The sequence below is a fragment of the Paenibacillus sp. 01T422 genome (assembly GCF_056398785.1).
Genome location: NZ_JBFTQB010000142.1, coordinates 1 through 9,466, shown reverse-complemented (window position 1 = coordinate 9,466; position 9,466 = coordinate 1). Strand labels below are relative to the sequence as shown.

Here is a 9,466-nt window from a genome sequence, read left to right as displayed (position 1 = left end):
ATTGCCACTGTTGATTCTCGCTGCCTGTCCACGTAGTTTCTTTCGTATTCGTGCCTGGTGCCGTCCCGCTTCCAGCACCGTCCAGTGCCAGACCATTTGTCCGGTTAAGAATCTGATAATATCCCGTACCGAGATCGACGAACTTCCATTGAGAATCATTACTGCTGTTCCACACACTTTCCTTCACATTCGAACCTGAAGCCACACTCCCTCCTCCATCGAGCACCAAATCTGTCGTACGATTCGCAAGTTTGAAGTATGCATTTGAATCCAAGGATATCTTGAGCGAAGTAATCAAATCATTATTGCCAGTGTCTTTGAGATTGTTATTGTTGCTCGCAAAAGTCCAAGAAGTCCCGCTGTAATTATCATCTGCGTAGGCTGTTACCTTGTAACCTGACGGCACTTGGATGGAGGAAATACTATTATCTGCAATTCCTGCGGCTTGCAAAGTTGATTTTGTGTAGTTGCCCAAAGAGAGAGGAATTCGATTTCCTTCATATTGCACATGTTTGTAAAAAGTTGGGCCCGACACTTGATGCAAATCCGGAATACTCCCTGTGAACGTTAGTTTTACCACATAGGCGCTTGCAGTGAATGGTTTGCTAGCCGGCATCGTAATTTTCAAACCTTCCTGATTCTGGACTCTGTTCGGCAAATTAAAATAGGTACCGGCAGTCTCTCCTAGCAATTACACATCTGAAAGCGTATTCAAATTAATTTGATTAGAATTAAGTGTGCTTATGTTCAAATTGGCTCCATTCCCCGGCCACCCCAGAACGATGGCATATAACGTGTTGTTGCTTTTGTTGCGGGTGAAACGAATGTCCGTTTCCGTACCAACAATAGGACTTGAATGAATCGCGCCGCCAAGCTGTGTTGGACCTTCGCCATATTTCGTCCAAGCACGCGTCGAGTAGATGCTTTCGCCATAGCGTTTTAACCAATCCCCCATTCCAAGCAAAATATTTTTTTGTTCCTGTGGAATGGTTCCATCTGCCATAGGCGCAATATTAAGCAGCAAGTTGCCATTTTTGCTTACACGATCGATGAGAGAATGAAGCAAAGCAGGAGCTGAATAGTAGTTCATGCCAGGCGTATAACTCCAACCGCCGACGCTGTCGTCCGTTAACCAATAATTAGAAGTTAACTCTGCTGGCCCTCCTCTTTCATAATCGACAACTTCACCATTCAAGTTGAATCCACCGCTCGTTTTATAGGTTGCGACAACCTCTTTGCCCCAATCGATTGCTTTGTTATAGTAGTACGATAAGAACTTGAGACGCTGCGCTTCATCAATCTTCGTCAAGGCAAAATCCTGCCAAAGAATATCAGGCTGATAAGTATCGATAACTTCTTTCAGTTTATCGTACCAAAGTTGATCCTCCTGCGTTTTCGGCAGTTGACCGTATAATTTCATCAAACTGGGGTCGGATTGTGCGGGAGCGTATTGAAAGTAACCGTTACTGTTATAAGCATGATGCAGCGCTGTCAACAGTTTCAAATTCTTGTTGCGGATAGCGGTTGCAAAGGTTCCAAGGAGATCCAAATGGGGTCCCTTGTCCACTGAATTCCATTCATTGACAGAACTATCCCACATCGAATAACCATCGTGATGTTCAGCAACAGGACCAGCAAACTTTGCTCCCGCGTCAACGAACAATTGCGCCCATTCGTTAGGATCAAATTGCCCTCCAGCTGATTTTAACTTGGGAGCGAACTCCATCCAATTCCCATTCTTATCCTGTGCGCCATTGATAAAGTTGTGATACGGCCACGAAGCAGGAGATCCATACACACTAACATGATGGTTGTACTCTTTACCGTTTTGTACGTACATATTTCGAGGATACCATTCACTTCCATAGGCGGGGACGCTGAACACGCCCCAATGATAGTAAATGCCAAACTTAGCATCTTGAAACCATTCCGGGGCGGCCTTATGCTGGTCAACAGATTCCCATGTAGGCTGATAAGTGGTTGCTGCATGAGTTCCGAATGGTGCGAGTAACTCGCAGGATAAAACAAGTGATGCCGATACTGCCAATACCTTCATAAATGGCTTCATCAACACATCTCCCTTTTATTAGAATTGCGTTTGCTGCGAACCAACACTTTGAAATCGTCTCTTCATAACTTCTCCTTTTCGATTTTGTACGAAGTAACCTGATGCATATGAAGGAACCACATATTTTGTAAGCCCTTACATTCACCTCCCACGCCCAACATATTCCATCTGTTATTCCATGTAAACATCAAAAGCGAGAGATTTCTATAAAACCATCAGCAAATTCTACTTACATAAGCATTTTTCGAGAAATTTTGAGCTGCTATTAAAGGCTAACATAGAAAAGGCCGCCAATTCGTTATCATTGGCAGCCTTCACCGTTTTTACAGTGATCATAATTGCAGCCGGTCTTGGCGTGGAGCCAAGTTACTGCAGCCGGTTTTCGGAGAAATGAAGGGGATCACTATCGGAGTATGCAGGGATTATGCTTGGACTTTTAAGTCAATAAACAGACCGAACTGCTGATACCTGGTTTGCTCATCTGCTCCGTTATATGAACAAGCACGGATAGCGAAATCACCTTCTTTCCATTCAAGTCAACTTCTCGTAACAGAATTTCTAATGAAGTCGGCTCAACGAGCGATGCCGCCAATAACAATTCCGTATCCGCATAGATTTCAACATCGCCTTGGATTTCATTAAACCGAAGACTGGCGCTGCTGGACATATCTTGATCCGACAAGAACAATTGACTTCGAAACACTACGTAGCCTCTTATACCTCTCAGCATATTCAATGTGCCATAACTGACGTCTACCTTTTCCCATGTGTTCATATCTGTCGGATCCATAATCATGAGGGGATCAGGCCTTTCATTGAAAGGTTCCTGCGTTACATGCCAGTCATTCACATAAGTTTCCTTGACGGAAGGGATGTAAGGAGGCTCGGCCGTTTCCTTCACCGGGATAACCCATGTCATCGGTGCCAAGCCAGCAGCTTCCGCTACTAACACAATGGGGTCAGAGCCGGGGACGCTTTGCACAATCAGCTGGCAGCAGCCGGCAAATAAACTTCTTGCCTGAGCGGCGTCGGCCTCGTGACAATTGGGATCACCGTTGCCAACGCCCAATATTTTGCCAGAACCGCTAAGCGTGAACGTCACAAACCGACTATCTGTTGGAACAAAAAGCTGCTGCGCATCGATCGCGTACAAATTCACGGCTATGGCATCCTTTCCGTCACCATAGAGATACGGTTTCTGCAATTCCAGTCGGAGCGAAGCGGTTTCGCCAGTTGTTGCAACCTCCGTCACCTTTACAAGTCTACCGTTGTTGTAGCCTTCCATGCGAACGATACCCGGCTCATAAGGAATTTCCCACTCCAACTGCTTATACACGTCAACATACTCTCTACTGATAAAATGGCCATTCACATATAAGCTCACTTCTTCGCAGTTGGTGTGCGTCATCACCTTTATCGGTTGCCCTTCACGTCCCTGCCAATTCCAATGTGGCAGCATGTGGAGAACCGGTTCGTCAAGCCAATAAGCTTGATACAAATAGTACGCGTCTTTGGGAAAGCCGCAGGTATCCATAATGCCGAAGTGCGTGTTGATGCTGGGCCATTCATAAGGTGTCGGCTCTCCGCGATAATCAAAGCCTGTCCAAACGAAAGTCCCCATAACATAATCTCGAGTAGCTACCGCTTGCCAAGCCTCGCGCACCGTTGCGCCCCACGGCGCCTTCTCTTGATCGTAGCTGTCAAATACTTGCTTGATCGAATCATTTGCATAGTTGCCGCGCGTCGAAAATGCGCTTACGGTCTCGGAACCGATGATCGGCTGCGCCGGATGCTTCGCTTTAAATTTATCATAGCTCGTATGCATATAATTGAACCCTGTGATCTCCAGAATATCTGCTGTTCCTTCGTCCTCCATCACCCCACCGTTCAGAGCTCCAAGAACCGGACGAGTCGAATCCAAACGCTTGACCGTCCGCAACATTCGTTTAACTATACGACGGCCAATTGGTGTTCCTTGATGCGGTTCTTCGTTAAACAGACTGTAGAACACCACACAAGGATGATTGCGGTCGCGGGTGACCATATTTTCAAGTTGGCGCAGGCCTTCTCTGGAAGACTCAAAGTTGCGATTTTCATCCATCACAAGCATGCCCCACCGATCGCAAATGTCCAGCAGCTCGGGTGTCGGATTGTGATGCGCTGCACGGTAGGCGTTACTGCCCATATCCTTGAGTCGCCGAATTCGGTATTCCTGCAGCCCATCAGGAAGCGCTACGCCAACACCAGCATGATCTTGATGATTACATGTTCCCTTTAATTTCAAAGGTTGTTCATTCAGGAAAAAACCTTCATCTGGACAGATGCGAATCGTTCTGTAGCCGAAAGAAGTCATCTCAGTATCATAAAGCTGACCTTCTATCGTCAAAACGGAATGTACTTGATAAAGATGAGGCGCATCAATATCCCGTAAAGCAGGATTGGTTACGTTTAACTTCTGAACGATCGTATTTTTGCTGCCTGCTGCACATTTACTCTCCGTCCTTGCTTTTTGAACTACTTCATTCTTGGCATTTTGAATATATGTTGTTAACGTGTAATTCACATCGTGCTCCAGTTCATTGCCAACGACAGTTTCAATATGCGTCTGCCAAAGTGTATCGTTGATTTTCTCGGGTCTGACCCAGACCCCGCGCTCTGCAATGTGCAGCGGCAATTTTGTCGTTAACCAGACATGACGATAAATACCGGCTCCCTCATACCACCATCCCTCGGCCTCTGCAGCATCAACGCGGATGGCGAGTACGTTGGGACGATCACCGTAATAGGCTCGATCCGAGATATCCACTGTAAAACTGGTATACGCGCTAAAGTTTCTTTCCAACAAGCTTCCGTTCAAATAGATTGAAGCTCCGGTTGCAATGCCGTCGAACTCCAACATCAGCTGCTTTCCCTGATCCTCAGCGGCCAATCTAAATTTCTTCCGGTACCAGCCCATGCCACGCGGCTTAAAGCCGAAATTGGGCACACCATTTTCCCGGTCGAATGGCTGTTGATATCATGTGGAAGCTGCACAGTCTGCCAAGTCGAATCGTTCCACTCCATGCCAGCGGGACCAATAGCACCCCCAGCTTTTGCCCTGCCGTAGATGCTGTTATGCGATTTGTTGACTGGAACATCAACTTCACCAAGATGGAACAGCCAGTCCTTATCCATGTTAAATCGTTGTCGCACATCATTCATTCCTTTCCTCTTGGGTGTAAGGGTATTATTATTCGGTTTTCGCAAGATCGCGTTCACTTGGTAAGACATTCATTTTCGGTTTGACATTTGGCCTGTACCATAATGCGATCAGCAGAAACATGAGCGCGCTGCCTAAATAAATGTAYGTTATGCCATTAGGCAGACCGACTGCCAAGTATACCAGCATCGGGCCTAAAGCAGAGCCCATATCCGTCGCAACCGAATAAGCGGTCATCACCGTAACGACGGATGAAAAGCGTGCGACGTCCGATGCCAAAACGTCCATTAAGGTCGAAACGGCTGTGCTTGCCGCCAAAATAAGTAATATAATCGTACACCAAAGATAGATCGGAAGCTGCCACGGTACCAGAGCATAGCCAACCGCAGAGCAGATTAGCGTGAAACCGAAAAGAGGCAGACGCCCTTTCGAACCGTCAGAGCGCAAGCCTATCCATGAGGCAAGAAACGGTTCCCATCCCCAGCGAGCTGCCTGCAGCACGCCTGATAGCATCGTGCTTGTCACGGCAATGCCGATCAACGTCATCGGCTGCGGATAGTTGGTTTCGATCTGCAAGCTTAATGTGACGCTTAGAACAGTCTGGAGGAGATACACGAAAAGTCCGGTTGCAACGATTTTAAGCACAGGCTTCTTCCAAATTACCGCCCGATTGTCGATACGCTCCTTCCGAAGAAGAGAAACGTCGGACTGGTTCGCCTTAGCACCGGAAATGTAGACGGCGACATAAGGAAGCCCTAACAGCATAAACACCCCGAAAGCAATGGAAACAATCGACATCCCGACGAGTGGAACGAGGACACCGCCGATAAGCATGCCGACCAAGCTTCCTAGACGGAATATCCCGTTATATCGTCCCATCAGATGGCCACGATTCGTATCATCCGAGTAGCGGATAACGGTTAAATAGCCGCCCATGCGCAGGAAGGACCAGGCGATCCCCCATAAGCTGCGAAGAACGAGCCAGATGATAAAACCTTTGAACAGGCTGTACCCGATAGTTGTCGCTACTGCCAGAAGTATGGCCAGGACAAGACCTGTGCGCAATGACATTCTTTTATAAAGCAAACCAATCAGCGGGGTCATTGGCAGCCTGATAAAGCGGTTGATGGAAAGGAGTACTCCGACCTCCCATAAAGCATTGAGGCCGACTTCCCTCCAGTAAATAGGAAGTACGATATACAGCATGGAATCTCCGAGCAAACAGAGCGCGGTAACCACCGCAATAATCGTGACAGGACGCTGATTCTTCCTAAGTTGATTTTCGGATGCAGTAAAATTCATGGATTCTCCTTAACCTAGCAATGAACAGTAAGCCCATCATATGCTACACATATCCCATAAGGTTCGAACATGCTCTCCCATTCTTCATGCAAAAGAGTGGAATTGTGATCAGCATGAAGTGGCGTAACCCAAGCCGATCCCACAGCTGTCCTCTGAAAGGGTTTCATTCGATTAAATCGAATTCGGGCACCCTCGAATTTCCCGAGAGCCTACCGAGCATGGTACATAACAAGATCGTTGCCATGGATCCATAGCGGATGTTCAATACCATGAGCAAAGCCTTCAATTCGGCTTGTCAAATCCCCCGGATAAAAATGATCGTAATGCGTATGGGTCACCAGCAAATGTTCTGTACGCCCCATGTCTATTCCATCACGAAGGGCTTGCATTTGTGAATCCGCCGATTAATCTAACTTCAACGTATCGTCAACGATAACGGAAGCTCTCGTACGAATGTTTTTTCCACCAAGCTTTCGAGCTGTGAGGCACGTCTCGCAACTGCAAAATTCATTCGGAAAGCCTTTAGACGCAGTCGTCCAAGAAAATGAATTTTCATTGTTTTCTTTCACCTCCTTGCCCCAACATATGCCATCTGCTTTTTCATGTAAACATCAAAAAAAAGTGATTTCTATAAAACGATCAACAAAATCTTTACAAATAAGCACTTTTCCTGAAAATTTGAATGAATGATTTTAAAACAAAGAGGTGCTCTGAGGGCACCCCTTAACTCATGATCATTACTGCAATTTGACCAAACTCCACTTCTGACTTGCCGCACCGTTCGCCGTCTTAATAACCACCTTATATTCCGTGCCGCTTAGAAGCGTATCTAACGGTTTGTTGCTTTGGACACCAACAATGGTATATGTGCCATCCGCATTAGCGTTAAATTTCCACTTTTTGTTCGATGAGCCGCTATAAGGCCATATAATGGTATAGGAGTTATCAACCGTGTTGGCTCCGGATACATCCAGCGCTTTGCCACTTTGAATGTCAATCAGCCTGAACGTTCCATCGCCATTGTCGCTAATATTCCATTGCTCACTTGCAGCACCGTTATAGGTTGACACAATGACTGGCGTCCCATCCGCCGTTGCATTTCCTTTCACTTCCATGGCAAGGTTCCCGCTACCCACATTAATGAGTTTATACACACCACCTATCATGGCAGACTGGCAAAATTGGAACCAATTCAGATGAAAGAGAGAACCGCCAGTTCCTTTGTAAACAAGGTATACGTTCTGCACGCCCGTGGCACCCGTTGCTCCGCAACTAACTGTTTGCCAAACTTGCCAACCTGAAGTAGACGGAACTGTACAAGTGCCTGCCAGCGCACCTGTCGGACTCCCTAAGCGAATCTCGATGGTCCCTCCGGGTCCGTTGCTCGCAACTCTGGCGGAGAATGATGCTGCGCCACTTCCAAAATCAACACTGTTATAAACAGAGTAGTCGTTATTATCAATCGATGTTAGATCATACCCCGTACCTTTATCTGAGGCGCTCTCAAGTTGGACCCCTGATTGGCTGTCGTAGTTCTCTGCTTCAATTTGATTGAATGCAGATTGTGTATTTCCGCGCACGAATGTAATTCGCGAATCGGTAAACGGATTCAAAAGCTGATTGCCGTACCGGATGACAGGGACCGTACCCGTCGGAGAATCGATTTGAGCGGATACGAGCTGCCCGTTTGCCCATTTGATGCTGAGTTCATATCCGCCTCTCGCTTTCACACCCGTTATTTCGCCATTGGTCCAAGCTGTAGGCAGTGAAGGGAGAAGTTCAATTTCTCCGGTATGACTTTGCACAAAGAGTTCTGGATAATACGCATTTTTTAGTTGCCATTCATTCACCGAAGGATTTGCTGGATAAAGGGTTGCTAAAGAAGCGGCTTTATTCCCATCGTTAAGTCGTGCCCACATGTACGAGTCATCCGGGTGATATCCACCCGAACCGCGCATGGTTAGCGAAACTTTAGCTGCTTGAAATAAATCAGGAGTGGCTCTCTTCGTAATCTGATCAAGAAAACCAACGCCAATTAAATGGGAGGCATGACGGTGGTTGGATTGAGAATTAACGTAATTATTATTCCATTCCTTGATTTCACCGTTGTTTCCAATTTGATAGGGAAGCAATTTCGGCAAGGTCGTTCGAATTCTATTCAGCAAATCAACTTCTGCAGGAGAATCTGCCTCCAATATAGTTCCTGCTTCCAGTACATTTTCAAACAATTCTCGAATGACCGTCATATCGATCGTCGAGCCTTGACTGACAGCAATCTTGGTTCCATCCGACAATACATATTTTGCTTCGGGAGAAGTAGAAGGCGATGTAACGAGATAGCCATCCTTATTTGCAACAAGTAAATCCAGTGCAAATTCTGCAGAACCCATCATTAGAGGGAACGCCGTGTCCTGAAGAAAGGACTTGTCCTGTGTGAACCGATAATGATCRTAYACATTAAACATGAGCCACATGCCGCCCGTAGGCCAAATCGCCCATTCATTGTCCCCAGCACTCAGCTCTGATTTTGCCCAAACATCGGATGAGTGGGGGACAAACCACCCGTCAAAGCCGAAATCAGCTTGTGCGTTTTTCGCCCCGTTTACTGCCAAGTTTTTAATGTACTTCCAGAGCGGATCGCCATTTTCAGCAAGATTCCCTGTCTCWATYAAYGCATACATCTTCTCTACATTTTCATTAAAAAAATGCGCTCCCCACGAGCTTGGCTTCCACATGTAATTCCACATGCCCTGCTGGTTGTGCGGACGGTCAAATGTATTTGCTCTGGAAGTGCAAATGGAAACGTAACGCGCATACTGATAGGAGAGGACATTAGCTCTGGCAACGCCTATGTTCCCGTTTACTTCCGTCCATAACCTGCGAAACAAGCTCCGATA

General features: G+C 46.7%; 8 protein-coding genes. All 8 read right to left on the bottom strand.

Annotated features, from left to right (window positions below; genetic code table 11):
• A partial coding sequence (locus AC1DUA_RS10735; RefSeq protein WP_477499731.1) for an RICIN domain-containing protein occupies positions 1-628 on the bottom strand: 628 nt, incomplete at its 3' end.
• Between the two features lie 63 nt (positions 629-691).
• Positions 692-2,068: an alpha-L-fucosidase gene (locus AC1DUA_RS10730; protein WP_477499730.1), complete on the bottom strand. Its 1,377-nt coding sequence runs from the start codon at positions 2,066-2,068 to the stop codon at positions 692-694.
• Positions 2,069-2,504: 436 nt separating this feature from the next.
• Complete coding sequence (gene galA, locus AC1DUA_RS10725) at positions 2,505-5,024, bottom strand: beta-galactosidase GalA (RefSeq protein WP_477499732.1); 2,520 nt, start codon at positions 5,022-5,024, stop codon at positions 2,505-2,507.
• Entirely contained in the window at positions 4,967-5,269 is a 303-nt protein-coding gene (locus AC1DUA_RS10720) for a hypothetical protein (RefSeq protein ID WP_477499729.1), read from the bottom strand. The genes galA and AC1DUA_RS10720 overlap by 58 nt, the downstream gene beginning before the upstream one ends.
• A gap of 28 nt (positions 5,270-5,297) precedes the next feature.
• Entirely contained in the window at positions 5,298-6,569 is a 1,272-nt protein-coding gene (locus AC1DUA_RS10715) for an MFS transporter (RefSeq protein ID WP_477499728.1), read from the bottom strand.
• A gap of 209 nt (positions 6,570-6,778) precedes the next feature.
• Positions 6,779-6,958 carry a hypothetical protein gene (locus AC1DUA_RS10710; RefSeq protein ID WP_477499727.1) on the bottom strand — a complete coding sequence of 60 codons (180 nt, stop codon included), beginning with the start codon at positions 6,956-6,958 and terminating at the stop codon, positions 6,779-6,781.
• Between the two features lie 26 nt (positions 6,959-6,984).
• Complete coding sequence (locus tag AC1DUA_RS10705) at positions 6,985-7,125, bottom strand: hypothetical protein (protein ID WP_477499726.1); 141 nt, start codon at positions 7,123-7,125, stop codon at positions 6,985-6,987.
• A gap of 181 nt (positions 7,126-7,306) precedes the next feature.
• Positions 7,307-9,466 (bottom strand): glycosyl hydrolase family 95 catalytic domain-containing protein (locus AC1DUA_RS10700; RefSeq protein WP_477499725.1); only part of this gene is annotated, 2,160 nt, incomplete at its 5' end.